A 24,405-nucleotide genomic window follows, 5' to 3' on the forward strand; every position below is an offset into this window, starting at 1 on the left:
GAAAATATTGAGAATAATATTATCTGGTTTTGGAGTAGTGGGACAAAGTTTTGCAAAACTTTTGCTTTCTAGATCCGAGGACTTGTATGCAAAACACGGATTGAAACCAAGAATAGTAGGTGTCTTTGACTCAAAGGGTTCTGCAGCATCTTCAGCTGGACTTGATTTGAACAGGCTGTTAGAGATGAAGAAAAAATATGGAAACATACGAAAATATCACAATAAGGAAAGAGACGCAAATGGCCTTGACATGATAAACGGCATGGATGCGGAAGTTCTTATAGAAACCACTCCGAGTAACTATAAAGATGCAGAGCCCGGCATGTCACATATTGTAAGTGCCATGAAAAAAGGACTTCATGTAATTACAGTAAACAAGGGACCGCTCGCACTTGCATTTCCATCGCTGATTGAACTTGCAACATATAATCAGGTCCAGTTAAAATTCAGCGGAACCGTAGGAGGAGGAACTCCAATATTGGATTATGCAAAGAATAGTTTGCGTGGAGAAAGAATAATTTCATTTCAAGGAATACTAAATGGTACCACAAACTACATCCTGACAAACATGGCAGCAGGTCTTACATTCAAGGCAGCACTTGCAGATGCCAAGAAAAAAGGATATGTTGAGGCAGATGAGTCATTAGATATAGACGGTTTTGATGCTGCTGCCAAACTCGTCATACTTGCCAACTGGATAATGGATATGAAAGTTACAATAAAGGACATCGAAAGAACAGGCATTAGGGATGTTACAACAGGTGATGTAAAAAAAGCGGCAGCACATAATTGTGCAATAAAACTGATTGCATCGTGCAATAGAGACCTAGTTGTATCACCAAGAGAGATAGCACTTGATGACCCTATGTGTGTCAACGGAACCCTTAATGCCATAACGTTCAACTCGGAGCATTCTGGCCAGCAGACAATAACTGGTCGTGGCGCAGGAGGCATTGAGACCGCCAGTTCAATTTTAAGAGATTTGTTAGATATTAAACAGGAAATGTCAAGAATTGAAATCGCATAATCTTTCAAAGAGTGACATTTCAGTAATCATTGACAAGATGACCAAACAATGGCACATCGAACTTTCAAAATCAAAGACATTGATATTGCACGAGATTGATGATAATACACACCTGATAACAGGAGATAACATAACATCAATACAAATTGGAGACTCTTATCTTCCGTTTCTTTCAGAGACTGCATTATTGGAGAAATTTCCAAAAGCAATTGTGGATGCAGGTGCAATCAAGTTTGTTTGCAACGGAGCAAACGTAATGCGTCCGGGAATTAAAAAATTTACAGATTTTCAAAAAGATGACATTATCTGCGTAGTTGACGAAGTACACAACAAATTTCTTGCAGTTGGAAAAGCCTTGATGTCAAGTGCTGAAATGTCAAACATAACAAAAGGCGAGGTTGTAAAGAATTTGCATTACATTTCTGACAAGTATTGGGAAGCTGCAAAGATTATCAAAAAATAACTAGTTTGCTGTGAATTCTCTTGTACCGTTTTTATCGACAACAAGTACATCAATTCCGTCACCACTTGCATTATCCCTCATTATTGCAGACTTGATCGATTTTACTGCCAAGTTTACTGCATCCTTTTCATTCATCTTTGGTTTGAACTCTTGATCTAAGACTCCAAGTGCCATCTCTGCACCTGTACCGACCGAAGCATAATCATCAGGTAAAACAGAGCCTAATGGGTCCAGTGTATAGATTACTGCGTCGCCATCAACTCCCCCAACTATGACTTGAGTCAGAAGAGGATAGTAACGTCGTTCATACATCAAAGTAGACATCATCTTAGCTACAGAGTTTGGCGGAATTTCGCGTTTAATCTCCATCTTTCGTATCTTTGTCATTGCTCTCATTTGCATTGCTAAAACTTGCATATCTGCAACCATTCCAGCACAGCATGCACCAACAAAATCAGTAATTTTGAATGTTTTTTTAGTATTCTTGCTTACGACAAAATTGCCATAAGAGATCCTTCTTTCACTTGCCATGACAACACCGCCATCATATGCAATACCCACCGCAGTAGCACCTGGCATGTACATGTAAGCCATGTCTGAATTGCAAAATGAGCACAATAAAGGCCTTTCTGTGCAGTTAACCATAGATCAGCAGGTCAGAGACAAGAGATCCCCAGATTTCTTATTCAAAAATGATCTTGTAAAAAAATCTACTATGATGCAAAATTTCGAATTATTTTGCACATGCATTTAGTTGTTTTTTTGAGCAAGTCAATTCTTGCAAATTCATTTGGAGAGTGGATCCTAGAAAATATGTAGGTGCTCCCTATTGCAATACACGGAGAGCGGAGAAACTTGACAAACGAGAACATAGGCCCTGTTCCTGCAGACGAGACGCTAAGAATAGATCTTCCAAATGATGCATCTGCTGCCTTTTTTACAGCACCTACAAAGGGATCAGATATTGCGGTCCTAGCTGCTGCCTCGCCGTGAATTAGTGTAACTTGAATGTCCCCAAACCCATTTTGTCGTAGATGGTTTTTCAGACGTAGAAGTTGCTTTTTCGGATTCATTTTAGGAACAAGTCTAAAATCAATTTTTACTAGAGCCTTTGATGGTAGAACTGTTTTTGCACCAGGTCCGTCATAACCCGATGCAAATCCTGCAATATTGCATGTTGGTTCTCCCACTAGAGCTTTTTTTATTGCTATCCCTTTTTTGTTCCCGACAAATTTTGTTATCCCATATTCTTTTTTAAACGAATGTTCATCAAATGGCTCTGATGCAATTATTTTAATATCCTCTTGCGTAAACTTGTCAACCTCCTTGTACCAGTCTTTTATCAATATTCTCCCATCATCATCACGAAGTGTCTTCAATGCTCCAACAAGCCGCCATGCAGGATTTTCTATTATCACTGCAAGACTTGAGTGAGCATCACGAATTGACTCTGTTTTTGACAACTCGACGTAAAGTAATCCTTTCATCCCAAGACTAATTATCGGTCTGTCTTGTTCATCAACATAGCCAAACTCCCATATTACTGCATCACATGATAATTTTTCTTTGTATTTTTTTAAATAATCTTCAATGTGTACGCTTCCAATCTCTTCTTCCCCCTCAATGAAAAATTTGATGTTGCATGGTACATCGCCTGTTGTTTTCAGAAACGATTCAACTGCTTTTATTCTTGTGATTAACTCTCCCTTGTCATCAGCTGAGCCTCTGCCAAATATCTTGTTTCCTTTTATTTTCCCACTAAACGGCTTGTCATCCCATAGCTCAACTGGCTCTTCAGGTTGTACATCATAGTGGTTATAGAACAACAGAGTCTTGTCGGGATTTTGTCTTGACGTGACTTCTCCATATATTGCAGGCGGAACACCCTTTTTGACATAGAGTATCTCAGCACGTATTCCAGACTTTCTCATCATCTGAACAATCAGTCTCGAACATTCTTCTAGTCCCACATTTTTTGCAGAAACACTTGGTTGCTGGATTAATTTCTGCAGATCCGAAATAAGGCTTGAAAAATTCTTGTCAACGTAATTTTCTTGCATGAGTTATTTCACTCTATCAAACGGTTTCATAGAATACGGTATAAAATCCAGCAGATCAGTTGCCATAATGTGCAATCCATATTTTTTTTGAGCCAGATATCCTGCTTTTCCATTTACAAACACCGCTGCAGACGCTGCCTGTACAGGATTTTTATTTTTGGCAAGCATCGCCGCTACAACGCCCGACAATACATCGCCTGTTCCACCCACAGTCATTGCCGCAATGTTTTTTGGATTCAAGTATGTTTGCTTACCATCAGAAACAATATCTGTCGGTCCCTTGAGCAATATTGTCACACCGTTTTCTTTTGCATGTTTTTCAACCATCCCAGTGCGTTGTTTTATTGCAGTAGGAGGCAGTTCACCAAACAGCCTTTGAAATTCTCCGGTATGAGGAGTAACAATTACCTTCTTGTCTTTAATCTCGGGAAGAATTTCTGGCACAAGTGAGCTTGCGTCAAGGGATAATCCAACTGCCCTGTCAAGAAGAGAATGTACTAGAATCTTTAGTGCCTCCCGGTCTTGTATCCCAAGACCCATTCCTATTGTAGCAGAATCAAGATTTTTTGGGATTATTCCAAGCAGTTTCTGGACAGAACCACGCGTCAGTTTTACATCAACCAGTGGTACAACAATCAGATTCGGGGAGAATGCACGTGTTGCCATTACATTGATCTTTGGCACACAAGTATACACTAAATCAGATCCTGTACGCAGTGCTGCAATAGACGACAGAATTGGAGCGCCGTGATAAAGATAATTCCCACCAATGACTAGTACTTTGCCATTGTCCCCTTTTCTTGACATAGCCTTACGTGTAGGTATGAAATTTTTAACAACTTGCGATTGGAGAATTTCTTTCAACAATCATTTTATTTTTTGAGAGATGATAAACTTTCGTCTTCAGAGGAATCAACTTCCTCAGATTCAGTCTCTGGTTGCTCTACCGGCATCAATACTTTGCGCAAGCTAGCAGGTGTGATAACCTTCCGTGCAAATGCAACATATGTTGTATGCCCTATTGCCCTAAACGAGTGTCTTGTTTTACCATCTCTTGCCTCGATGGTTCTTACAATTTGTTCAGTACATTCAATATCAAAGAAATCATTTTGTCGCAATGCAGCCGCAAGTTTTTCAAGTTGATTCATAGTAGGACATATAGCAACAAATGCACCGCTTCCCTTGAGCATCTTTCTTGCTTGAGGAACAACCACCCACGGATCACCAAGATCAACTATTACCACATCTGCATCCTTTTGAGGCATTTTTTTTGCAGTCTTGAGGTCAAGTTTTGTCATGGTGACATATTTTGAAACTCCTGCCTTTTCGATATTTTTTCGTGCGATTGCCATAAAGTTTTCGTCTACATCATAGGTGTAAACATGACCCTTTGGCTTTACAATGCTTGCAAGAAAAGTTGTAAATGAACCGCTTCCAGTTCCAATCTCCACTATTTTGTTTCCGCTCTGCAACCCTATTCGTGCTGCAATATATCCCAAGTCTTTTGGATACACTATCTGCGTACTGCGTTGGCTCTTCATTACATAATCATAGATAGTAGGCTCGAGTGCAAAAATTATTTTACCCTTGTTTGTCTTAAGTGCACTTCCAAATGGTTTTCCTATCACTTTCTTGTGGTCTATGATTCCAACATGTGTATGGAATTTTTGTTTTGGTGTAACCCTCATAAGCCATTTTTTACTATCATTATAAAAAAATAACACATTGTCGTTTTGCTTTATTTTCTTCAACAATTCAACCTGATCAACTGTGGATAAATATCTTGACCCTGGAAATTTTCTTTCACTTGGCTAGATTTTATTTGTCTGTCTTTGGTTTTCTTTTAAGCATCTTTCCAGATACAATAGATGCCACCCATAATCCCACCCCAGTCCAAACCAGTTCTTTGTGAACTGTAAACATTCCCAGTGTTGTGGAGACAAGACCGATTGCTGCAAATATGACTGGAATTATTGCTTTTTTTGGAGGCAAATACATCTCACATCCTTTCTGGTGCGTCAATCCCTAAAAGCTGTAATGCTTTTGCAAGCGTCTCCTTGAAAGAGTAGACTAGACAAAGTCTTGCATTTATGACATCTTCAGAATCTGCAGTCAACACCTTGACATGTTCATAGAAAGTATTGAAAGATACTGCAAGGTGGTAGCAATACTTGGCAATTATCTTAGGTGAGAGATTCTTTGCAGCATCTTCTACATGAAGATCAAACTTGCCAATGATTTTGATCAGGTCTTTCTCATATACAGTGTTAATATCACCAAGGCTTGCCCCAAAATTCGGGCTCTTCCCATATTTTTCCAAGATTCTCATTGCACGAGCATGTGCGTATTGGATGTATGGTCCCGTGTCACCCTCCAAGCTGAGTGATTCTGTCAGATCAAATGTAATTATCTTGTCAAGATCTTGCTTTATCATAGCATAACGCAATGCACCGATTGCCACCTGCTCTGATATTTTTACAAGACTCATTTCATCAAGTTCAGAATTTCTCTTCTTTGTCTCATCAAATGTTCGTCCACTCAAAATGTCAAGTACATAGTCTGCACTGACATAGATTCCCTTCCTACCAGACATTTGCACTGATTTTCCTCCAGTATCAAGATCAAGTGTCTTGGCAGTATCAGGACTGAGGGTGACTGATTCATATCCCAAGTGAATATACGAATCAGGTTTCGATTTGAAATCAGACATTATCTTTGTTATGATGTTTTGAAGCCTTGACTGCCTGGAATCAATGACTGTAATTGCACGATCTCCTGTAAAATGCATCGTGGCCTGCTTTGAGTCAAGCGTTGTCTGCCACAAGACACGCCCTGTTTTCTGGATTGCATAATGTTTGTAATAAAATGGGTCTGCTAAAATTCCAAGTTTCCATGCAGCATATGGTATATCTTTTGCAACGTATGTGGCAGTTCCATTGCTTCGAACCAAGACCTTGTCATCTTCCGATTCTGCTTTTATGACCCAGCATCCAGCATTTTTTCCTTCTTGTTCTAGCTCTGTTATTCCCATTGATTTCATCTTTTCAAATGCAACTTGCCACAATTTAGAATGGACTATCTGCGATTCAAAGTTGAGACAGTCATATGTAGCACCAAGGCGCCAGCATGTTTTGAGCTGTTCTTCAAGGACGCGTCTTGTTATCTCGTCTCCAAACTTTGCAAGATCCGATGTTTCCTCTTCAAGTTCTTGCAGCACATGTGAACGCAGATCTGCAAAAGCCTTGTCTGTTTCATATCTTTCAGTGGTTTTTACATAGACTATATCACCGCAATAGTGATCAAATTTTTGATCATCTGGCGGAGTATCAGAATATCCACCATACTTGAAACCAACAATAATATCTGCTACCTGCAGTCCTGAATCGTCTACGTAATTTAGAACGCTGACATCATATGATGCCTTGTGTAAAATTCTGGCAACCGTATCACCAATTATTATATTTCTGATATGTCCAACATGTAAAGCCTTGTTGGGATTTACACTTGTATGCTCTATTACCATTTTGGAATTTTTTCCAAGATTAATTGAGCCATAATTAGCTTGAAGTGATGAATGAACTACCTGTGGCACAAGTAATGAGTAGTTTGCAACAAAATTTAGATATCCAGATGCATGCGCAGAGACTTCGGAAACATATTCGCCAAGATTTTTTTTGTATTCTTCTGCAAGTGATTGGGATATATCAAGTGGTCTTTTCTTTAGTGTCTTTGCAAGCAAAAACCCAACATTACAACTCACATCTCCGAACTCTGGCCTTGACGCCTCTGATACATCAAATTCTATTTCTGGATAGCCAAGTTTATGACAGGCTTGTTTTACACCGAACCTAATTTCATCATAGACTAATCGTAGCGTCATGTAATCATCATTCTACCAACAATTGTAGTTGTACTGCCTCTAATGCCTCAATCATGCCATCACCCTGATGTCCTAGAACAGACAAGGTTGCTTGAGACTGGACATTTTTTGGAGCATTTCCAAGTGCTACACTTGTTCCTGCCAACTTGAAGAGCGGTACATCAGTCTCGCTGTCCCCTATTGCAATTACATCTTCTTTTCTTGCAGAAAACATATTCATTACTTCAACAAATCCATTTGCCTTGTCTACACCCTTGGAATTTATGTGGTATGCATATTGACTATCGGTAAGAGTTACGCCAAGGTCATTGTCAGCAAAAAGTTTCTTTCCAATATTCACATCAAAGTTTCTTTCAAGCACCACCTCAGTCATTCTTGGAAAGACTGGCTTTTCTATTGCTTCAGGAATTTTTGTTTTAAGAAATTCGAATGCGTCTAAGCACTTTTGTTTGTTGCCAATTAACTTGTGTTCATTAGGTCCTGAAGTTATAATACCACCATTTTCACCTACCGCGATTCTTGTGGTTCCGCCAAATATTGATAACACATAAGCCTCGATAGAAGATCTTCCAGTCACATAGATTACTTTGTGTCCAAGTTTTACAAGATATCGTAATGCACCAAGTGCGTCAAGATCAACTCTTCCTCCCTTGTTGTCAGTAATGGTGCCATCAATATCTATTGCAAATATCTTTGGTTTCATCAAAATCACGTATGATATGGGTCATAATAACTGCTATCTAAAATAGTTCAGTCCCATAAAATAAGCGTGGCAAGAAAAGGCATAGTTGCCGAGATTTTCAGCAAGGCCATATACAATGACAAACCTCAATCATATATTGTAGGATACATTGATCGTGGTACAACAAAAGAGGTAACACTTGAAGAATTTTTAAAACGGTCTGAAAACTTTGAGATTATCCCCGCAACAAGAATTGCATATATCAAAAAGAAAAACAGTATTTTGTATTCAAAAACATGCAAGATCTCAAAATCATTTTAAAAAATCAGGTAGTGCTATTAGTGGGTAGATTTTGTTCTAATTTGTGTTAATTGATTTTCTAAAGCCCATACTTGAGAATCCGTTTTTTGTGAAATATGGATTGACTGGTCTTTTTCTCAATGCAGTTTTTGCTTCAATAGTGCCATTTCCAATCGTAGTCACATCAACTGCCTTGCTTCTGAACGGTCAAAGTGAAGCAATGGTGTTCATCATAATGTCATCTGGTTCCGTAATAGGTGGAATTCTGACATATTACATTGGGTATGACGGCGGCAAGGTTTACAAGATTTTGAAAAGGACTCACAGAGAAGAGCAGCAACAAAAGAGTGTCATATGGCTAAGCAAGTATGGATGGAGTATAATCTTCGCTCTTAGTTTGGTTCCAATATTGACAGAGATTGTGACGGTAATTGCAGGAGTGAAAAAATATAGTTTCAAAAAATTTTTCATATCAATGAGTATTGCAAGAGTAGCTAGTGCATTTGCCATGGTTTATTTCGGCAATATGTTTCTGCAATACATCAAGACATAAAAAATCACGTGTAAACACCAGTAGTAAGATTTTATTCAGCAGAATAGTGTTAATTCTGAAGATGGGAATTCCAGAAAAAATCCAGGCCATTAAAGACGAGATGTCAAAGACACAGATAAACAAGGCTACGGAACATCACGTCGGTCTTCTCAAGGCAAAGCTTGCCAAGCTTAAAAGAGAACAAGAGGATGTAAAATCAAGATCGAGTGGAAGCTCTGCAGGCTTTGATGTTAAAAGAACAGGTGATGCAACGGTGGTGTTCATTGGGTTACCAAGTGTTGGAAAATCAACGTTGCTCAACAGGTTGACCGGTGCAAAATCAGCGGTTGGTGCATTCCAGTTTACAACAACAACAGTAGTTCCCGGAATGATGGAGCATAGGGGTGCCAAGATTCAGATCTTGGACTTGCCTGGAATCATCAAGGGTGCATCAACTGGCAAGGGCCTTGGAAAAAGAGTTCTAGCAGTTGCAAAAAGTGCAGATCTTGTGTTGATAATTCTGGATGTGTTTCAACCATATCATGAAGATGTTATAAGGACAGAGCTTGGAAACATCGGAATTAGACTTGACCAGAAGCCCCCAGATATCGTAATTGAAAAAACAGGGGATGGTGGAATCGCAGTCAGTCAGCAGGTCCCACTTACAAAGATGTCAATTAGTTTACTGAAGGACATACTTAGGCTGTACGGTATGAATAATGGTAGAGTCTTGATTCGAGAGGATGTTGATGCTGACCAGATAACAGACTTTATTTCGGGCAACAAGTTTTACGTCCAATCTCTCACAATAATGAACAAGATTGATCTTGTGAACCAGGGTTTTGTAAACGAATTACAGGAAAAATCAAAGTCAAAATTTGTTCCGATTTCTGCAGACTCTGACATCAACATAACTGCGCTAAAAGATACCATATTTGAGAAACTAGACTTTATCAGAATTTATATGAGACCAAAAGGCGGTGAGACAGATTACAAGGAACCGTTGATAACAAGAAATAATTCTACCGTACTGGACATATGCAACAAGCTTCATCGTGATCTCAAAAAAGATTTCAGATATGCACTTGTGTGGGGAAAGAGTGTAAAGTTTGGTGGGCAGCGAGTCAGCATAAATCATGTTTTACAAGACGAAGATGTACTCACAATAATCAAAGCAAAATAGCAAAAAACTCTTTTGTGCCATAAGCATCTTTTGACATCATGGAAGAAAACGAATACAGATGGTGTAAGAAATGTTTTTCCAAAACAAAACAAGAAATTATTTTCATGCCAAACATGGCAACATACAAGAGAAGAAGACAATACAAATGTACAGAGTGTGGTCAGACATCATGGTTACAAGGAAGAAGACCATCTGCAGAATCAGTTTACTAAATTTTTGATCAAAAAATTAGTTTTTTATGAAAAAAATTGTGTCTAATTACTCATCATTTAGTGTAACTTTCTTAAGTGCTACAATAGAAAAACTAGTAAATTCAACAATTGTGCAATGGCAAAACGATCAACACGAGCTGTTAAAAAAAGATCAGCTGCAAAGAGAAGATCAGCTGCAAAGCGATCCGCTCCAAAGAGAAGATCTGCTCCTAAGCGAAGTGCTCCAAAGAGAAGATCAGCTGCAAAGCGAACAGCTTCAAAAAGACGAAGATAAAATTTTAAACAGATTATCGCTTCCAGTAAGCGATAATCTGTAATATTTTAGCTAAACATTTGGCCTGGTGGGGATGACGATTTGTTTTTTACTGCATCAGGCTCTACGAAAAATTTTCTTTCATTAGGAATTATAGATAACTTCAGCGATGCATTTACAGCATAATGTGGTGTGCCATCAGGATTTTTGTAGTTTGCTGCAATCCCAACTCTATCAAGATCAACTTTTACCTTTACAATGGTTCCATCTTCAAGCTTGAAAGTAACGTGGTCCTCTCCCACTCGTTGATGATCTAGCATCTTGAATTCTATTTTTTCTTTTGATATACTCATATCATTTGAAAACAAATTGAGTTATTTGAGGGTTGCACATCTTATTCGAATTTTTCTTTCTGACGATATGTTGTTTTTTCTTTTTCCTCTTCAGGTGTAATGTTCATCTTTGAGAAGACCCTTTTCTATTCCTAATATTTTAGAAATTTCTTCATAAAAATAGTCAAACTCTTGCTTTTTTCTACCCTCAAGCAAACCAAACTAATTTGTAATCCAATCAAGATAGCCCCGGCCTTCCGGTATCCAGGATCTGTTATCTATACAATGTGCAACATATCCAAGACATGAAAGGAATTCCTCCCTTGTGATTGGGCCTTCCTTGAGGCCTTGAATGGCAGCTTGTTTGAGTGTTATTGTGAGACCATCTTTTATCTTCGTCTGTCTTGAATTCTTGTTAGTAACATTGTCAATTTTTATTTTTTTCCACATGTCATTACCGGCATCATTTTGTTCATCGCGGTATCTGCTTCCAAACGACATGATTTCTTTTAACAACATCTCATCTGTAATGTTAGGATTTTCCACATGGTATGATGCTATTGCAAATTCGATCGGGTATAGAATATGTGAATAATTTTCTACATCAAATCTGCCCAGTATTTTTTGCTTCTTTTCATTCTTAATTCCTTGTTTCCTGTTGCTTGTTGCCTTAGATCCAGAACGAACAGACGCTCAATCTGTTCATCATGGTTATCGGTGATATTGTTTTTCTTGTTTTTTACCACGTCTCAACAGTTTATTTCGCTCTCCGATTGCCACATTTGTATTACTTGCACGTAATGAATAATGAATCTTTTGTTCATTGTGATCAACCGAAAATAATTTAATGAAAAAAACAAGGATCAGTACAGGAAACAGCGACCAAGTGGCATCATGAGAATGCTTGTTAATTATCATTTTTTTGTAAACGATTATGCCATCTGAGTTATTTACATATCAGTAAAGAAAGCTCATTAATTTTATTTGCTGTTCTGTCGTCAACACATTTTTCGAAGACAAAATCTCAAGCAGTTGAGTTATCAAAGCACGTTCTTGCTCTGAGAATCCGGTTGGACCCTTGTCACCTGGAGGTCCTGGAGGACCTCGTGGACCCTGTTCGCCAGGAATTCCCTGTTGTCCTTGCGTACCTTGTGGACCCTTGTCACCTTGTGGGCCTTGTTGACCTGTCAGTCCCTTGTCACCTTGTGGACCCTGTACACCCTGAGTACCCTTGTCACCTGGAGGTCCCTGTGGACCTTGCGGACCAGGAGGACCCGGAACTCCTTGAATTCCAGGCGGACCCTTGTCACCTGGAACACCCTGCGGACCAGTTGTACCTTTTTCACCTTGTGGACCCTGTATTCCTTGAGGACCTGGAGGACCAGAGGGACCAGACGTACCACGGGGGCCTTGATCACCAGTAGCACCAGGTAACCCCCTTGGTCCCTTGTCGCCTTGTGGACCGGGGATTCCCGTAAGGCCTTTTTCCCCCGCAGGACCTTGTGGCCCTTGCGGACCTTTTTCCCCAGGCGGACCCTGTGGACCGGTTAGTCCCTTGTCACCTTGTGGACCTTGTGGACCGGACAATCCCTTGTCGCCAGGTATACCTACTGGACCTTTTGGACCCTGTTCTCCAGGCGGACCAATAATTCCTTTATCACCGGTAGAACCTGGCGGACCAGTAGGGCCTTTTTCTCCAACCGGACCAATCTCTCCTGTGAGTCCCTTGTCGCCCTTGTCTCCCTTGTCGCCCTTGTCTCCACGCTCTCCTTTTTCTCCCTCATCACCACGTGGACCCTTGTCACCTTGTGGACCCTTGTCACCAGTAATTCCTTTATCACCAATTGGACCCTTGTCTCCCCTGTCACCCTTGTCGCCAGGCATACCCTGAGGTCCTTTATCACCATGTGGACCGGGCGGCCCAGGAGGACCCTTGTCACCAGTAATTCCTTTATCACCAATTGGACCCTTGTCTCCCCTGTCACCCTTGTCGCCAGGCGGTCCAGGCGGACCCTTGTCACCTTTTTCTCCAGCAGGACCTTGTGGACCCTTGTCACCCTGTATGCCCATTGGACCCGGAGGACCGGATACACCGGGTTGGCCCATCGGGCCGGGTTGACCCATAGGACCTGCAGGACCCATAGGACCAGAGGGACCACGGTAACCTCTTTCGCTTGTAAAATGTTCCATGGTTTGTTTTGGTCTTGTATCAGAATCCGATTTTGTATATCTAGTCGCCTCTGGTTCCGTGGCTGGTTCAACATAGCCAGAACTTATTCGCGGAACATCAACTGGAAAACTAGTATAAGATGATGAGAACTGGTCTATTACAACAACCCAGACTAGTCCTCTCTGAAACACAGATGATGGTAGTGGGTTTTTTATAGAGCCCAAAACCTGAGAAAATTTTTTGTCTTTAACCCTAAGATGAAAGTTATCTTTCCACAAAGCATGAAAGCTTCGTCTCTTGACATCATCGGCAGATGGGGAAGCATCGCAGAGTGCAATTTGTACCTCAAAGACACCAGACGGGATCTTAAAAGGAGATTCACCTGAGACCTCGATAGTATTATCTTTTGATGACATATTCTACGTCTAATTCCTAAGTATTTTTGTATTTTCAATATGATATAAAGCCCATTTGTGAATTTTTAGACACATTTGGAAACTGTTTTCTACCTTTCGTTACTGCCTAATTTTCAAACTAATCTATTTATCTACGGCTAATCCACATTTTATTGACCGTGAAGAAACTATTTGGAGATAAAAAAGAAGAGCCTGCAACTAAGATAACAAAGTCAGAGGAACCTACCAATACCAAACTGACAGATTCCAACTATAACAGAAACAAACTCTACAAAAAGGGAATTTCCCTCATGGCAGACGAGAGAATGGATGATGCTGCGGTGGCTTTTGAGGGCGCCTTACGAATCGATCCAACACACATTGAATCTCTTCTGAAACTAGGATACACCCGTTTTCACATGAATGACATGTCAAGTGCCATGGAGGCTTATAACAAAGTCCATGAGATTGACGTGACAAATGCCGAGGCGTGGAACTTGAAAGGCTTGATTTACTATAGGCAGAAAAATTATGATAAAGCATTAGACAGTGTAGAAAAGGCAATTGATTCCAATTCCATGGATGGAATGTCATGGTACAACAAGGCATGTTATCATTCTTTGTTGAATCACATACCAGAGGCAATTGAGGCACTAAAGCGTGCAATTGAGATAGATGTAAAAAATGCAAGAAAAGCAGTAAAGGACAAAGATTTTGAGAACATCAGGGCAGATGACGGATATAGAAGAATTGTTGAAGTTGTCGTGCTGGAATCCGTAAGACAGGGATATCACAAAGTCGGACAGATTGTCTGGACCACAATGATTGGTAAGCTGGAAGTAGAAGACGCTGCAAGAAAACTAATTGAAAAGGGATTACTTACCAAGACAGAGAAAAGTCTCGGACTTCAAAAAGTGGAAGAATATGAAATTGTTCCAGAACTTGCTGAAAAGATTGGTGTTGAGAGAAAAACTTTCTTTGGAACTACAAAAAAATCCCAACCAATTGTCATACAAAACCTCAAGGAGATAAACGAGGCTGTTCATGCTGCCAAGACATCAATTGAGAAAGGAGACATCAGTGAAATCATTTCGAAACTTGATGTGTTCATAGAACCGTCAAAGAAGGGCAGTCAGATGATCGAATATTTTTTCGAGGAGCACAGAGACATCAGGCTGTACAAGGTAAGACTCACTGACAAGGGCACCGAATATCTCCAAGTAAACAAGCAAAAAATAATTGATTTGTTTGATAATATAGAAACCATGATAACCAAGAAACTTCGTGCAGAATCTGCCGGACAGTCCTGATTTATTCTGCAGACAAGTCCCAATAGTTCGCATCCTTTTGCTGTTCTATTGGTTTTTCAAGAGATTTCCACTCTTTGAATGAGCGGACATAGAGTTTTACATTTTGCATCCCAAGTGACTTTAGTGCATAATATCCAAGTCCTGAGAGCGTACCTACACTTCCACAATATGTGATTATTTCAGAGTCTGGGAGAATGTTCCTATTTTGAATCATCCTGCGTAGATCTTCTTTCGGTCTCAGTATATTTTGCCCTGATGCAAGCATTCTGTAGGGCATATTGATTGCGCCTGGGATGTGTTGCTCTAGATAATTGAGTCGTTCCCTATTATCTACTAATATTGCTCCCCTTTCTTTGGCAGGAACAAGATAATCAGAGGTTGCAAGAATTTGTGGCTGTAACTTTAGCGAGTGGTTTGTTTTCACCAGAGTTGGTGTTTGTGAATTCACCTCAAGGCCCAGCTTTTTCCATGCACCATATGTAATATCAAGAAGTGAGACATCTTCGTGGCCGATATATTCAAGTGTCCATGCAATTCGTGATGCAAGTGCACCAAATGTATCATCATATACTACTACACGAGTCTCATCTCCAATTCCAAACGACTGTACATATTGGAGAACTTTTTCCGGGCTGTCATCTGCAAGAAGGTTTGCAAGTGGAAGATTTATCGCATCTGGGATATGGCCTTGTTTGTAATCTTCTTCTTTTCGAATATCAAGAACTTTGACACTCTTATCTCGAATTTCAGAACGTAGTTTGTCGGCTTCAACTGTAACACGAGTGGTTTTTTCTTTGCTCAAGCCGCACATTCGCCCCTTCCTGTCTTGGTGTGATAGCTTCCATCATTTCCATAATCTGCGTAAAAGTCCGAATCTTTGTCTTTCAAAGGTATTGCGACAACGGGCTTGAGTAACTCTTTGATATCATCAATGGATTTTATTTTTGGACCTCCATTACCTTGTATTACTCGACGTATCCACAGGTCAAGTGTCTCACCTTGTTTTTTGTCAGACTTGAATATCTCCACTATTTTTAGAATTGTCGGAATTACTCTTTTTGCCGGAACCTTGGTACACATGTGACCAAGTATGGTGTCCTCATCAGACCTGCCACCAAGTGACATAGTATACAATGGATACATATCTTTTCCAAGTCTTCCACCCCCACCATAGAATCCAATTGTTGCAATTTCATGTTGACCACAAGAATTAGGACAGCCACTTATTTTTATTGTGGAATTTCGTAGATCGTCGTCCTCGTCAATTTTTAGCTCGATGAATTTTCGCTGTACTTCTTTTGCCAATCTGTGTGAGTTTGTCAGTGCCAAGTTACATGATGTTGTTCCAGAGCATCCAACAACGGAGGCCATTGTGAGTGCACCAGGATTTGCAAGACCGACTTCTAAGAGTTTAGAGTAAACTCTTGGGAGGTCCTCGTCTCTGACCCATCGAAATACCATATCTTGTGTAAAACCGTTTCGTATCTGCCCGTCTGCAGTAAACTCTCGAGCCATCTCTGCAATAGCACGAAGTTGAGTTGATGTCACATCACCTGACTCTAGCGTAAGAAATACACAACTAAATCCAGGTTGTTTTTGTTTAAACGTGTTTGACTTTACCCATCTAGAATATCCCTGAGGAACTGATGGCATCTCGGAATTGATAGATATTTTTCGCATAGGTTCTTGAGTCTTGTCAACTTCGAGTTTTATCAGGACAGATAAAAGCATCTTGATCATTGCCCTCTCTTTTAGTACCAAGTTTTGGAATTTTTCCCATCCCATTTCGTTTACAAGATAACGCATTCTTGCTCGTGCCATGTTGTCTCTGTTTCCTAGCCTGTCAAAGATTCTAATCACAGCAATAATAGTATACAGCAATTGATCTTCTGATGTAAACGGCTCCAGCTGGTGACCAACAAAGGATTGTGCACCAAGTCCGCCTCCAAGAAATATTTTAAATCCGCGTTGGAGTTTGCCGTTTACTTCGCCTTGTTGTGGAATCAGTCCAATGTCCACCATTCTTGCCATGCCGTGTTTTTCACAACACGTGAAATTGATCTTGAACTTTCTTGGAAGTGACTGGCACAATGGATTGCGCAAAAGGAACTTGGTTGCTGCAACTGCATAAGAAGTTGGGTCAAAGACCTCTTCTGGGCAGACACCGGCAAGAGGACTGCACATTATGCTGCGAACAGAATTTCCACATGCTTCTCTTGTTGTCATTCCTGCCTCTGCAAGCCCCCTTAGAACCTCTGATACGTCTTCAAGTGCAACCCAGTGAAGTTGGAAATTTTGTCTGGTAGAGACATGTGCACTACCTATTGAGAATTGCTCGCTGAGGTCTGCAATTTTTTCTAGTTGTTCAGAGTAAACTTCACCTGCCGGAAGTTTTAGTCTAACCATGCTGTAATCATCACTCATTCTGCTGCCATAGGCTCCATGTTGCAGCCTAAACTTTCGAAAATCATCACGGTCTAGTTTTCCTTGTCGATATAGTTTTACTAGTTCTGAAAATCTTTCTGCCTCTTCTAACCTTCCCCAGTTTATCTTGTGCTTTGGTGCACTAGTGGGTTTTGATTGGCTAACGCTGGTATTACTCAATTATTGATAGCTTGTCTTCAGAAAGCATATAAATTTTGTATTATGGGAATTTTCGCTATATTTAGTACAATCATGGCAAAAGTTGCATATTTTGCATGTGATTGGTGCAAGGAAAATATGCATCTGTAAAGAATCAGAAAAGAGTTAAATGATCACCGGCAAGAAAAAAACAGCGTGTCAAATAAGATCAGTATTGCCCTAGTTGGAACAGGTAATGTTTCCAGCACACTTGTAAGAGGTTTAGAGTTTTACAAAAATTCAATCGAAGGCCTGTGGCATCCAAAAGTGGGAGGAATTTCATTGAGTGACTTTACAATTGTTGCTGCGTACGACATAGATGCATCAAAAGTTGGAAAAAACATTTCAAGTTTGGTAAAAACCAAGTCAGACTTTGGAGACATTACAGTCCAACCCGGTATTACAGAAGATGTGACGCCCCCACACATTTCAAAAAATGGTCAGATAAGATCAGCAAGTTATGATGAATTTGTCAACTCTCTTAAAAAAGCAAAACCGGATTTTCTTGTAAACGTCATATCATCAGGAATGGAAAAAAGCAGTGGAAAATATGCTATGGCTGCACTTGATGCAGGATGTTCTTTTTTCAATGCAACTGCCGCCAAGACTTGCACAGACCAGGCAAGAAAAGAATTTGAATCAAAAGGACTTATCATACTGGGGGATGATCTCATGAGCCAGTTTGGTGGCACTGCATTTCATAGAGGCATGATAGATTTTATGACAAGCAGAGGAATTTACTTGAAAAAAGCATACCAGCTTGATGTCGGTGGCAATCAGGATACACAAAATACCATGGCAGAGGAGACAAGAGAAAGAAAGAGGTTGATCAAGACAGAATCAATTGCAATCGAGTCACCAGTTCCCTTCATGTCAACTGCCGGAACTACAGAATATGCAGAACAGCTTGGAGATTCCAGGGTAAGTTACTATTGGATGGAAGCAAAAGGATTTCTTGGCTCGCCAGTTGAGCTTGACTTGTCACTTCGAACAAACGACAGCACAAACGGCTGCAATGTCATAGTTGATTCCATAAGAGCGGCAAAGAAGGCAATATCAAACAAGGAGTTTGTAAAGACAGATATTATTTCTGCATATGCATTCAAAAACCCTCCAAAGAAGATGCACATAAGAGAATGCATCAAGGCTTTTGAGGACGCGTTTACAAACTGAGCAAACTATTTAGCTAGTAAAAATACACATTAAGTTCCCATTGTCTGTTTTTCCATGATCCTAATATTTTCTAGTCAACTGCAATCCAGTGGTCTAAATTTAACTCATTGCATACGTACATTTTTTACTCATTTACGATAATTGATAGAATATCTTTTACTCTACAAAACAATCGTTACAATCAAGATTATTGTGGTGATACATGGTTATGCTCCACTATATTGAAATATAGTGAACGCCATCTAAATAACATTGCAACGAGTAACAAAGAAACCCAAAGAAACAGTGGACGATCTCACACCAGAGGAGATAGCAGACATTAAAGAATACGAAGATGATAAAACCAAGGGTAAGACAAAACGAAGTAATTTAGAAGAACTACTCAAAGAATTACATAGTTAAATTGTGGCTACTCGCACCAAACAAGAAATTTATCAAACAATACAAGTTATTGAGTTCGGATTTACAAAAAAGGATAGATTTGGCACTTGACGAATTGGTAAGATCTGAAAACCCCATCAAACTAGGCGAGTACAAATCAAGTTTAAAAGTACATGCCTACAATCTCGATAAGAGCAACAGAATTATCTACACCGTTGATTTTTCCAATAACACAATAGAGCTCCGCAGAGTCGGCACTCATAAGCAAGCATATGGCAAGGATTAGAAATCAAGTACGTTTTCACAAAAATCCATAAAGTCTCCAGTAGACTTGTTTGCTAACGTCTGTGGTGTTACCATAAAGAACAAATTGATACTACAACAACAATTAAGCCAATTCTGGTTCCAGTGATTATTGAAAGATACAGTCTTTTCAAAATATACTGTTCTATACCAATCAAACTTTAAAAAATTGGCGTATCTTTCTTCTTGGATGAGCAAACTATTAATGTGCAAAATGGAGGAGATTTTTTCATGCAGAAAGCAACTCTTAGTGATGAAGCACCAAAGATTTTTTCTGATTTAAGGGAGGTAGAGATTACACGGGCAATAGCAAATGAGTTTCATTCAGTATTAATTGACAGATCAGATAGTGATGTAATAGTCATAGGCGCAGGTCCTGCCGGACTTACTGCAAGTAGAGAATTATCATTAATGGGATTCAAGGTACTAGTAATTGAGCAGAACAACTATCTAGGTGGAGGCTATTGGCTTGGAGGCTACATGATGAATCCAGTAACAGTTAGAGCCCCAGCACAAAAAATATGGGATGAGCTTGGAATTCCATATAAACAGGTTTCAGAGGGCCTCTTTTTAACACCCGGACCACATGCCGTATCCAAGTTGATTGCTGCAGCATGTGATGCAGGAGTAAAATTTTTGCAACTAACCAAGTTTGATGATCTAGTTTTGAAGAATGGTCGTGTTTCAGGAATTGTAGTAAACTGGATGCCAGTATCAGCACTTCCAAGAAATATAACATGTGTAGATCCAATTGCACTAGAATCTAAAATGGTAATTGATGCATCAGGCCATGATTCTGTTGCAGTAAAAAGACTAGTAGATAGAAAACTGGTAGAGTGGAAAGGAATGGATCCAATGTGGATAGATGATGGTGAGAACAGAGTTGTCTACAAGACAGGCGAGGTATATCCAGGACTGGTCATTTCCGGCATGTCCGTCACTGAAACATATGGGCTTGCAAGAATGGGTCCGACGTATGGTTCCATGTTATTATCAGGTAAAAAGGCAGCGGAAGTAACTGCCGCCAAGCTAAAAGAACTAAGAAGATAAATCAATTCACTTTCTAAAGTACTCGATGAAGATATCTAAAATTTTTCTCTATGATGAGCCAACAGTTCCTGAAATCAAGATAGATAGACTGGCCAGATTTTTGGAGGAGACGTTATGTGTTACAGTAGAGATAAGAAAAAATTTCTTTATGCATTTCAATTCGGATAAAAATACAGCACATAATCTAGCATCATCTAGAGTTTTTAATCCATATGTTCCATTTGAAAGACACATTCCAACAAAAGAAGAGATGGATTTTGAAGAAAAGTCGCATGGGAACAATTCTAACTCAAACATAGTACTATACGACGGGTTTGAGTTGCAGAGAATTATGCAATGTATGATTCCAAACGAAGAATTGTCAAGTGAGATGTTTCACTTGGTTTTTACCACAAGACTTGGATGCACGTACGATTATGACGATTATAGATACCATGGAAGGGCAGTAATTTGTTCAAATCCGTCATTCATCTCAACTACTGGAATAATAGAGGCGCCTGCCAAGCCCCGTGCGTACTATATCAGCATGCATCAGACCATATCGCAAGGCCTTAATTTAGATGCATTAAAGGAACAGTTTCGAGGCAGGTTTCTTGAATATCATGATAAGAATCTTGATCAAGTTGTAAGAGGATACGCCCTTCAGGCCATCCTCTATTACATTACTGCGGAGCCATTTTGTGATTCAGCAGAATGTATTTTGTACAATGCACACTGGCAAGAAGATCTAATTTGTGCACAGATACAATCAGGAAAATTGTGTATGCACCACCAGAAAATTCTCGAGTCGATCAAAAAGCCTGAATAATTTAAATATGAACTTGAACGAGTTTGATTTGTGCAAGCAGAAATAAGATCAGATGATAAAAAACCAGAAACTAGAAAAAAGTTTGACGTGATAATTATTGGTGCAGGTCCTGCAGGATATACTGCTGCAATTTACACATCACGTGCAAAACGTGAAACGCTCATAATTTCAGGCATTCTCCCTGGTGGCCAGCTGATGCTTACGACGGAGGTTGAAAATTTCCCAGGCTTTGCAAGCGGAATCATGGGACCTGAATTAATGACAACAATGCGGCAGCAGGCAGAACGAATGGGAACCACAATCATTGATGATGAAGTGGTAAACGTCGATTTCAGACACAAGCCGTTTAAGATATTAACATATTCTGAAGAATATGAGGCAGATTCAGTAATCATTGCAACAGGCGCAACCCCAAGAAAGATTGGTGCCAAAGGAGAGCAGGAGTTTAGCGCACGTGGTGTTTCATATTGCGCAACATGTGATGGACCATTTTTTAAAAATCAAGAAATTGTAGTTGCAGGTGGAGGAGATTCTGCCATGGAAGAGGCCATATTTCTCACCAAGTTTGCAAACAAGATCCACGTGATACATAGAAAAGACAAGCTTCGTGCAAGCAAGATTATGCAAGACAGGGCTTTTGAAAATCAAAAAATCCAATTCCATTGGAATACCATAATTGAAGAGATTAAAGGCAATCAAAAGGTGAATCAGATAACAGTCAAGAACACCACAACAAACAAGGTGGATACGCTGGAAGTGGGCGGAATATTTGTTGCAATAGGACACGAGCCAAATACAAAATTATTCCAAGGTCAGATTGACTTGGATACCAATGGATACATTGCACTAAAAAATCACACACAAACAAATGTGGAAGGAGTATTTGCTGCAGGAGACGTACACGACCATAGATACAGACAGGCAATTACCGCAGCTGCTTTTGGATGCATGGCTGCAATTGACGTAGACAAGTACCTCTCAGAACACAAATGATTATTCTCTGACTTTTGATATGTATCTTGAATTTTCTAATGCCGAATCGTATTCGCTTTCTGTAAGTATTTTTTGTTGAGTATAGAGGCTCTTGAACTTTCTTCCATCGTCTGCAAATATTCCAACTACACATCCATTTGAGATATCATATTTTTTCATTGCAGTATATACAGTGGCAGAGGAAGGGCTTACAAGCATCTTTTCTTTTTGCAATATCTCCTTGACAGAAGCAAATGCTTCTTCGTTTGTGATTGTCACCCAATCGTCTACCACTTGTTCACGTTTGATAAACAAGTCAGGTTTGGAAGACTCTTCAAAGTTTCTCAGGCCCTGAATCAGGTGATTCTGCTGTGGCTGAACTGCAATTATCTTGATGTTTGGATTCTTTTCTTTTAGATATGCACCAATACCTGTAATGGTTCCTCCGGTTCCCACTCCAGTGAAAAAGTGGGTTATCTTTCCTTGTGTTTGTTCCCAGATTTCAGGGCCTGTACCTTTGTAGTGACCCATAAAATTTGCCTCGTTTGCATATTGATTTGGAGAATAGTATTTGTCAGGCCTTGCAGATGCAATGGACCTTGCAAGAGCAATGCTTTGATCTGTTCCGGCACCTACCTTTGGGCATAGGTCGTCTGTTGTTTGATACAAAGTAGCACCAAGTGATTCAATTATTTTTTTGGTTTCATCGCTTGCCTTTTCAGGAATTACGATTTCAACTTTGTATCCAAGAATCTTTGCAATTCCTGCAAGTGCAATTCCCGTGTTACCCGAAGTTGGCTCTATGATTATAGTGTGACCTCTTTTGACAAGACCTCCTTCTTCAGCCATCTTGATCATCCAGTATGCAGCCCTGTCTTTCACAGAACCAAAAGGATTGTAAAATTCCAGTTTAGCAAAAAAATCAGCATTGTCTCTTGAAAGCGATTCTAACTTTACAATTGGTGTATCACCAATTTTTATTGCCATACCAGCATCTTCTAGTGTTTCAGCCAAGTTAGATTATTTCACCTTCTTGATTGTAAATTCTAGATCCTTGTCTGTTTTTTTAATACCAATTAATTGGTGACCAGTTCTATTCACCCATCTTGTGATATCTTCTTCAGAGGCAGGATCATCTGCAGTTATTTTTAGGATATTTCCCACGGCCATTCTTTCCATTTCGATCTTTGTCCTAAAGACAGGCTCGGGACAGAACATGCCTCGTACATCAATGGTCTTGGTTGGAGTTAATTCTGAAATGTCAGTCACCTGTAAGCAAAAAAGTGCTCACGCAATATTAAAATCTATTCATAAGTGCACAAAAATTACATCATCTAAGAATCATTGGTAGTATTGCTCGTAGATTTCTTTCATACAAAACAGTATGATCATGGTCTTTGAAGTTTATCTTGTTTGAAAGTTTTGTAATTAGACGTACTGCTACTTTGTAGGCAGTTGTCCATACAATACTATCGGGATTTGATTCAAAGGCATTAATCAAAAATCTGCACACGCCCGTCAGATGAGGATGGTGTTCTTCAAAGTATATGAGAATGTCCTCTTTAGAGTTTTCAATCTTGTACAATGCATGTTCTATCATTTCTCGGCTCGTGATGTAGCCTGTATCACCTATTGTAACGTTACCATGACGTAGTGCATACAATATATCATCAAGATTATTCTCTGAATCAATCATGTTTGTGCATCTGCCAAGTGTGGATGCAACATGTGAATCACTTCCCACGACTTCTACAAGGTTTGATGCTTTAGCAAAATGGTATGCTCTAAGATTAGAGTACCGGTCCACGTTATTGCTGTTAAAGACCTCAATCAGATCACACAGAGCAGCTTTTTCCCTTAAACCATTACTGAGCCCAAATGGATGTGGAGCACAAGAAACTGCACCTTGGGATTGTATGTTATCCAGTATTTCCTCGAGACTACTCCCGGCCTTTATTGTTTGATTTAAACCAAATGCAAGGACATGTATTCCCTGATCAGTTGTTATTTCTTCTCCAGGATATACGCGAATTTTTTTGTATTTATCATGATTCTGCTGATATTCCAAAAGGGAGCCGTATCCGTTCAAGGTATTGTGATTTGTAATGAAAAATGCATCAAGATCGGTGTCATGTGCTTTATCTAGCTGCTGCATAACTGTAACACCGCAATCATATGGAGTCTCTTTTGGTCCAAGTTGAAAGTTTGAAAATTCGTTATGACAATGTAATTCGATTTTTAATCCTGCCAATGTTTATCGAATCCACCCATCAATGCATATAATCTTTGTTTCCAGA

The 24,405-nt window shown here is 39.7% G+C and carries 30 protein-coding genes; 14 read left to right on the forward strand and 16 right to left on the reverse strand.

Going from position 1 to position 24,405, the window contains the following annotated elements:
* The first annotated feature begins 7 nt into the window (after positions 1-7).
* Both BQ3481_RS03960 and BQ3481_RS03965 read left to right on the forward strand, forming a co-directional pair.
* Positions 8-1,027: a homoserine dehydrogenase gene (locus BQ3481_RS03960; RefSeq protein WP_157927083.1), complete on the forward strand. Its 1,020-nt coding sequence runs from the start codon at positions 8-10 to the stop codon at positions 1,025-1,027.
* Positions 1,014-1,490 carry a PUA domain-containing protein gene (locus BQ3481_RS03965; protein ID WP_157927084.1) on the forward strand — a complete coding sequence of 159 codons (477 nt, stop codon included), beginning with the start codon at positions 1,014-1,016 and terminating at the stop codon, positions 1,488-1,490. Before BQ3481_RS03960 ends, BQ3481_RS03965 begins: the two co-directional genes overlap by 14 nt.
* Here BQ3481_RS03965 and BQ3481_RS03970 read toward each other — a convergent pair whose 3' ends face one another.
* The 7 genes from BQ3481_RS03970 to BQ3481_RS04000 all read right to left on the reverse strand — a co-directional run bounded on the left by BQ3481_RS03970 (position 1,491) and on the right by BQ3481_RS04000 (position 8,133).
* Positions 1,491-2,069 carry an Ntn hydrolase family protein gene (locus BQ3481_RS03970; protein ID WP_157928463.1) on the reverse strand — a complete coding sequence of 193 codons (579 nt, stop codon included), beginning with the start codon at positions 2,067-2,069 and terminating at the stop codon, positions 1,491-1,493.
* A 134-nt stretch (positions 2,070-2,203) separates the two neighbouring features.
* Entirely contained in the window at positions 2,204-3,550 is a 1,347-nt protein-coding gene (locus BQ3481_RS03975; RefSeq protein ID WP_157927085.1) for a M20/M25/M40 family metallo-hydrolase, read from the reverse strand.
* A gap of 3 nt (positions 3,551-3,553) precedes the next feature.
* Positions 3,554-4,417, reverse strand: a complete 864-nt coding sequence (locus BQ3481_RS03980) for an NAD(P)H-hydrate dehydratase (protein ID WP_157927086.1) — start codon at positions 4,415-4,417, stop codon at positions 3,554-3,556.
* Positions 4,418-4,422: 5 nt separating this feature from the next.
* Positions 4,423-5,301, reverse strand: a complete 879-nt coding sequence (locus tag BQ3481_RS03985) for a tRNA (adenine-N1)-methyltransferase (RefSeq protein ID WP_157927087.1) — start codon at positions 5,299-5,301, stop codon at positions 4,423-4,425.
* Between the two features lie 67 nt (positions 5,302-5,368).
* On the reverse strand, positions 5,369-5,542 hold the full coding sequence (locus BQ3481_RS03990; RefSeq protein ID WP_157927088.1) for a hypothetical protein: 174 nt from the start codon (positions 5,540-5,542) through the stop codon (positions 5,369-5,371).
* Positions 5,543-5,549: 7 nt separating this feature from the next.
* Positions 5,550-7,430 (reverse strand): arginine--tRNA ligase, encoded by a 1,881-nt coding sequence (locus tag BQ3481_RS03995; RefSeq protein WP_157927089.1) that lies wholly within the window; start codon positions 7,428-7,430, stop codon positions 5,550-5,552.
* A gap of 7 nt (positions 7,431-7,437) precedes the next feature.
* Positions 7,438-8,133 (reverse strand): phosphoglycolate phosphatase, encoded by a 696-nt coding sequence (locus tag BQ3481_RS04000; RefSeq protein WP_157927090.1) that lies wholly within the window; start codon positions 8,131-8,133, stop codon positions 7,438-7,440.
* Positions 8,134-8,199: 66 nt separating this feature from the next.
* Here BQ3481_RS04000 and BQ3481_RS04005 point away from each other — a divergent pair, with 66 nt between their 5' ends.
* The 5 genes from BQ3481_RS04005 (at position 8,200) to BQ3481_RS04025 (ending at position 10,656) form a co-directional block, all read left to right on the forward strand.
* On the forward strand, positions 8,200-8,433 hold the full coding sequence (locus tag BQ3481_RS04005; protein WP_157927091.1) for an RNA repair domain-containing protein: 234 nt from the start codon (positions 8,200-8,202) through the stop codon (positions 8,431-8,433).
* Between the two features lie 43 nt (positions 8,434-8,476).
* A complete protein-coding gene (locus BQ3481_RS04010; RefSeq protein WP_157927092.1) occupies positions 8,477-8,965 on the forward strand; it encodes a YqaA family protein in 489 nt (162 codons plus the stop codon).
* Between the two features lie 61 nt (positions 8,966-9,026).
* Positions 9,027-10,127 carry an OBG GTPase family GTP-binding protein gene (locus tag BQ3481_RS04015; protein ID WP_157928464.1) on the forward strand — a complete coding sequence of 367 codons (1,101 nt, stop codon included), beginning with the start codon at positions 9,027-9,029 and terminating at the stop codon, positions 10,125-10,127.
* 38 nt (positions 10,128-10,165) lie between these two features.
* Entirely contained in the window at positions 10,166-10,339 is a 174-nt protein-coding gene (locus tag BQ3481_RS04020) for a hypothetical protein (protein WP_157927093.1), read from the forward strand.
* Positions 10,340-10,365: 26 nt separating this feature from the next.
* On the forward strand, positions 10,366-10,656 hold the full coding sequence (locus BQ3481_RS04025; protein ID WP_157927094.1) for a hypothetical protein: 291 nt from the start codon (positions 10,366-10,368) through the stop codon (positions 10,654-10,656).
* Between the two features lie 4 nt (positions 10,657-10,660).
* Here BQ3481_RS04025 and BQ3481_RS04030 read toward each other — a convergent pair whose 3' ends face one another.
* The 4 genes from BQ3481_RS04030 to BQ3481_RS04045 all read right to left on the reverse strand — a co-directional run bounded on the left by BQ3481_RS04030 (position 10,661) and on the right by BQ3481_RS04045 (position 13,510).
* On the reverse strand, positions 10,661-10,945 hold the full coding sequence (locus BQ3481_RS04030) for a hypothetical protein (RefSeq protein ID WP_157927095.1): 285 nt from the start codon (positions 10,943-10,945) through the stop codon (positions 10,661-10,663).
* A 201-nt stretch (positions 10,946-11,146) separates the two neighbouring features.
* Positions 11,147-11,470 (reverse strand): hypothetical protein, encoded by a 324-nt coding sequence (locus BQ3481_RS04035; RefSeq protein WP_157927096.1) that lies wholly within the window; start codon positions 11,468-11,470, stop codon positions 11,147-11,149.
* A gap of 53 nt (positions 11,471-11,523) precedes the next feature.
* Positions 11,524-11,670: a hypothetical protein gene (locus BQ3481_RS04040; RefSeq protein WP_157927097.1), complete on the reverse strand. Its 147-nt coding sequence runs from the start codon at positions 11,668-11,670 to the stop codon at positions 11,524-11,526.
* Positions 11,671-11,881: 211 nt separating this feature from the next.
* The gene (locus BQ3481_RS04045) at positions 11,882-13,510 is read right to left on the reverse strand and encodes a collagen-like domain-containing protein (protein ID WP_157927098.1); all 1,629 of its coding nucleotides are present in this window, start codon (positions 13,508-13,510) and stop codon (positions 11,882-11,884) included.
* A 158-nt stretch (positions 13,511-13,668) separates the two neighbouring features.
* On the opposite strand from BQ3481_RS04045, the gene BQ3481_RS04050 reads away from it, so the two are divergent.
* A complete protein-coding gene (locus BQ3481_RS04050) occupies positions 13,669-14,799 on the forward strand; it encodes a tetratricopeptide repeat protein (RefSeq protein ID WP_157927099.1) in 1,131 nt (376 codons plus the stop codon).
* Position 14,800: 1 nt separating this feature from the next.
* Here BQ3481_RS04050 and BQ3481_RS04055 read toward each other — a convergent pair whose 3' ends face one another.
* Positions 14,801-15,601, reverse strand: a complete 801-nt coding sequence (locus BQ3481_RS04055) for a sulfurtransferase (RefSeq protein ID WP_231911859.1) — start codon at positions 15,599-15,601, stop codon at positions 14,801-14,803.
* The gene (locus BQ3481_RS04060; protein WP_157927101.1) at positions 15,598-17,403 is read right to left on the reverse strand and encodes a nitrite/sulfite reductase; all 1,806 of its coding nucleotides are present in this window, start codon (positions 17,401-17,403) and stop codon (positions 15,598-15,600) included. Before BQ3481_RS04060 ends, BQ3481_RS04055 begins: the two co-directional genes overlap by 4 nt.
* 174 nt (positions 17,404-17,577) lie before the next feature.
* On the opposite strand from BQ3481_RS04060, the gene BQ3481_RS04065 reads away from it, so the two are divergent.
* The 6 genes from BQ3481_RS04065 to trxB all read left to right on the forward strand — a co-directional run bounded on the left by BQ3481_RS04065 (position 17,578) and on the right by trxB (position 22,129).
* Positions 17,578-18,594 carry a hypothetical protein gene (locus BQ3481_RS04065; RefSeq protein ID WP_157927102.1) on the forward strand — a complete coding sequence of 339 codons (1,017 nt, stop codon included), beginning with the start codon at positions 17,578-17,580 and terminating at the stop codon, positions 18,592-18,594.
* 252 nt (positions 18,595-18,846) lie between these two features.
* Positions 18,847-18,996: a hypothetical protein gene (locus BQ3481_RS04070; protein ID WP_157927103.1), complete on the forward strand. Its 150-nt coding sequence runs from the start codon at positions 18,847-18,849 to the stop codon at positions 18,994-18,996.
* A gap of 1 nt (position 18,997) precedes the next feature.
* Positions 18,998-19,261 carry a type II toxin-antitoxin system RelE family toxin gene (locus BQ3481_RS04075; protein ID WP_157927104.1) on the forward strand — a complete coding sequence of 88 codons (264 nt, stop codon included), beginning with the start codon at positions 18,998-19,000 and terminating at the stop codon, positions 19,259-19,261.
* 248 nt (positions 19,262-19,509) lie between these two features.
* Complete coding sequence (locus BQ3481_RS04080) at positions 19,510-20,328, forward strand: sulfide-dependent adenosine diphosphate thiazole synthase (RefSeq protein ID WP_157927105.1); 819 nt, start codon at positions 19,510-19,512, stop codon at positions 20,326-20,328.
* A 25-nt stretch (positions 20,329-20,353) separates the two neighbouring features.
* Positions 20,354-21,136 carry a DUF6775 family putative metallopeptidase gene (locus BQ3481_RS04085; protein WP_157927106.1) on the forward strand — a complete coding sequence of 261 codons (783 nt, stop codon included), beginning with the start codon at positions 20,354-20,356 and terminating at the stop codon, positions 21,134-21,136.
* A 30-nt stretch (positions 21,137-21,166) separates the two neighbouring features.
* On the forward strand, positions 21,167-22,129 hold the full coding sequence (gene trxB, locus BQ3481_RS04090) for a thioredoxin-disulfide reductase (protein ID WP_157927107.1): 963 nt from the start codon (positions 21,167-21,169) through the stop codon (positions 22,127-22,129).
* On the opposite strand, the gene BQ3481_RS04095 is transcribed toward trxB, so the two are convergent.
* From BQ3481_RS04095 to BQ3481_RS04105, 3 genes are all read right to left on the reverse strand, one after another.
* Positions 22,130-23,095, reverse strand: a complete 966-nt coding sequence (locus BQ3481_RS04095; RefSeq protein ID WP_157928465.1) for a pyridoxal-phosphate dependent enzyme — start codon at positions 23,093-23,095, stop codon at positions 22,130-22,132.
* A 33-nt stretch (positions 23,096-23,128) separates the two neighbouring features.
* A complete protein-coding gene (locus BQ3481_RS04100; protein ID WP_394336731.1) occupies positions 23,129-23,377 on the reverse strand; it encodes a sulfurtransferase TusA family protein in 249 nt (82 codons plus the stop codon).
* A gap of 61 nt (positions 23,378-23,438) precedes the next feature.
* A complete protein-coding gene (locus tag BQ3481_RS04105) occupies positions 23,439-24,359 on the reverse strand; it encodes a PHP-associated domain-containing protein (RefSeq protein WP_231911861.1) in 921 nt (306 codons plus the stop codon).
* Positions 24,360-24,405 lie beyond the last annotated feature (46 nt).

This window comes from Candidatus Nitrosotalea okcheonensis (assembly GCF_900177045.1).
GTDB lineage: Archaea > Thermoproteota > Nitrososphaeria > Nitrososphaerales > Nitrosopumilaceae > Nitrosotalea > Nitrosotalea okcheonensis.

Excerpts from the sequence above, each read along its gene's own strand:
- BQ3481_RS03970 (WP_157928463.1), bottom strand. The coding sequence starts at position 2,069 with ATGCCAGGTGCTACTGCGGTGGGTATTGCATATGATGGCGGTGTTGTC.
- BQ3481_RS03975 (WP_157927085.1), bottom strand. The coding sequence starts at position 3,550 with ATGCAAGAAAATTACGTTGACAAGAATTTTTCAAGCCTTATTTCGGAT.
- BQ3481_RS03995 (WP_157927089.1), bottom strand. The coding sequence starts at position 7,430 with ATGACGCTACGATTAGTCTATGATGAAATTAGGTTCGGTGTAAAACAA.
- BQ3481_RS04000 (WP_157927090.1), bottom strand. The coding sequence starts at position 8,133 with ATGAAACCAAAGATATTTGCAATAGATATTGATGGCACCATTACTGAC.
- BQ3481_RS04015 (WP_157928464.1), top strand. The coding sequence starts at position 9,027 with ATGGGAATTCCAGAAAAAATCCAGGCCATTAAAGACGAGATGTCAAAG.
- BQ3481_RS04020 (WP_157927093.1), top strand. The coding sequence starts at position 10,166 with ATGGAAGAAAACGAATACAGATGGTGTAAGAAATGTTTTTCCAAAACA.
- BQ3481_RS04025 (WP_157927094.1), top strand. The coding sequence starts at position 10,366 with ATGAAAAAAATTGTGTCTAATTACTCATCATTTAGTGTAACTTTCTTA.
- BQ3481_RS04030 (WP_157927095.1), bottom strand. The coding sequence starts at position 10,945 with ATGAGTATATCAAAAGAAAAAATAGAATTCAAGATGCTAGATCATCAA.
- BQ3481_RS04045 (WP_157927098.1), bottom strand. The coding sequence starts at position 13,510 with ATGTCATCAAAAGATAATACTATCGAGGTCTCAGGTGAATCTCCTTTT.
- BQ3481_RS04080 (WP_157927105.1), top strand. The coding sequence starts at position 19,510 with ATGCAGAAAGCAACTCTTAGTGATGAAGCACCAAAGATTTTTTCTGAT.
- BQ3481_RS04085 (WP_157927106.1), top strand. The coding sequence starts at position 20,354 with ATGAAGATATCTAAAATTTTTCTCTATGATGAGCCAACAGTTCCTGAA.
- BQ3481_RS04095 (WP_157928465.1), bottom strand. The coding sequence starts at position 23,095 with ATGGCAATAAAAATTGGTGATACACCAATTGTAAAGTTAGAATCGCTT.